Annotated in this window: 1 pseudogene (running past one end of the window); it reads left to right on the top strand. The window is 58.6% G+C overall.

Features of this window, described 5'->3' with window-relative positions:
* Positions 1 to 1,393, top strand: a pseudogene (locus tag QVP67_RS12995) (DUF5724 domain-containing protein); its annotated part runs 333 nt beyond the window's last position; the annotation flags it as partial.

The raw sequence follows: 1,393 nt of genomic DNA on the forward strand, positions 1-1,393 counted from the left end.
AAAGCTGGGACGACCGCGAGAAGGCCATCATAGCCCGCTACACGCCCATCGACACGGAAGAATTGCGCGAGGGTGCCTTCGATATCGACTGGTTCAAGGAAGCCTACCACACCATCGGACAGGAACGCTTCGAGGTGGTGTACGATGCCGCCAAATACATCTCGTCCAGCAACAGCCACACCCGCGCCCGCAAGTTTGCCGACGCCGTAAGCGGCAAGTTCAAGGCTGCCGACATCAGACAGGAAATCATGGCCAAACGTAACAAGGACCTGCTGATGGCCTATGGCCTCATCCCGCTGCAAGAGGAATGTGGCAACCGGGACCTGCTGGAACGTTACCAATACCTGCAACAGTTCCTGAAAGAAAGCAAGGATTTCGGCACGCAACGCCAGGCCAGCGAAAAACTGGCAACCAGCATTGCCCTCCAAAACTTGGCACGCAACTCGGGCTACGGCGACGTCACTCGCCTGACGTGGAGCATGGAGACGGAACTCATCAAGGAACTGGTGCCCTACCTCACTCCGCACGAAGTGGAAGGCGTGGAAGTATGGGTAGAGGTGGACAGCGAGGGCAAAGCCGAAATCAGCCAGCGCAAGGACGGCAAAGCCCTGAACAGTCTGCCCGCTAAGCTGAAGAAGAATCCTTACATCAAAGAACTGAAAGAAGTACACAAGAAGCTGAAAGACCAGAACACCCGCTCGCGCCTCATGCTGGAACAGGCCATGGAAGACCGTACCACCTTCCGGGAGCAGGAACTCCGACGGCTGACGCAAAACCCCGTTATCTGGCCGCTGCTCAAGAACCTGGTGTTTACGGACAACGACAACACCCGCATGGGCTTCTACACCGAAGAGGGACTGGCCGACGCCGAAGGCATTATCCTTCCGCTTGCCGGCACAGACATGCTGCGCATTGCCCATCCCGTAGACCTCTATCAAAGCGGCCGGTGGCACGCCTACCAGAAAGCCCTGTTCGACAGAGCCGTCCGGCAGCCCTTCAAGCAGGTGTTCCGCGAACTGTACGTGCCCACCGAAGAAGAGCGCGAGGCCACACAATCCCTGCGCTATGCCGGCAACCAGATACAGCCACAGAAGACCGTGGCCGTACTGAAGAAACGCCGCTGGGTGGCCGACTATGAAGACGGGCTGCAGAAGGTCTACTACAAGGAGAACATCATCGCCACCATCTACGCCATGGCCGACTGGTTCTCGCCCGCCGACATCGAAGCGCCCATGCTGGAGTATGTCTGCTTCTACGACCGCAAGGAATACCGTCCACTCAAGATCGGCGAGGTGCCGCCCGTCATCTTCTCGGAGGTGATGCGCGACGTAGACCTGGCCGTCAGCGTGGCCCATGCCGGAGGCGTAGACCCCGAGACCAGCCACTCCACCAT

This window comes from Bacteroides sp. CAG:633, from assembly GCF_000435115.1.
Lineage (GTDB): Bacteria > Bacteroidota > Bacteroidia > Bacteroidales > Bacteroidaceae > Bacteroides > Bacteroides ndongoniae.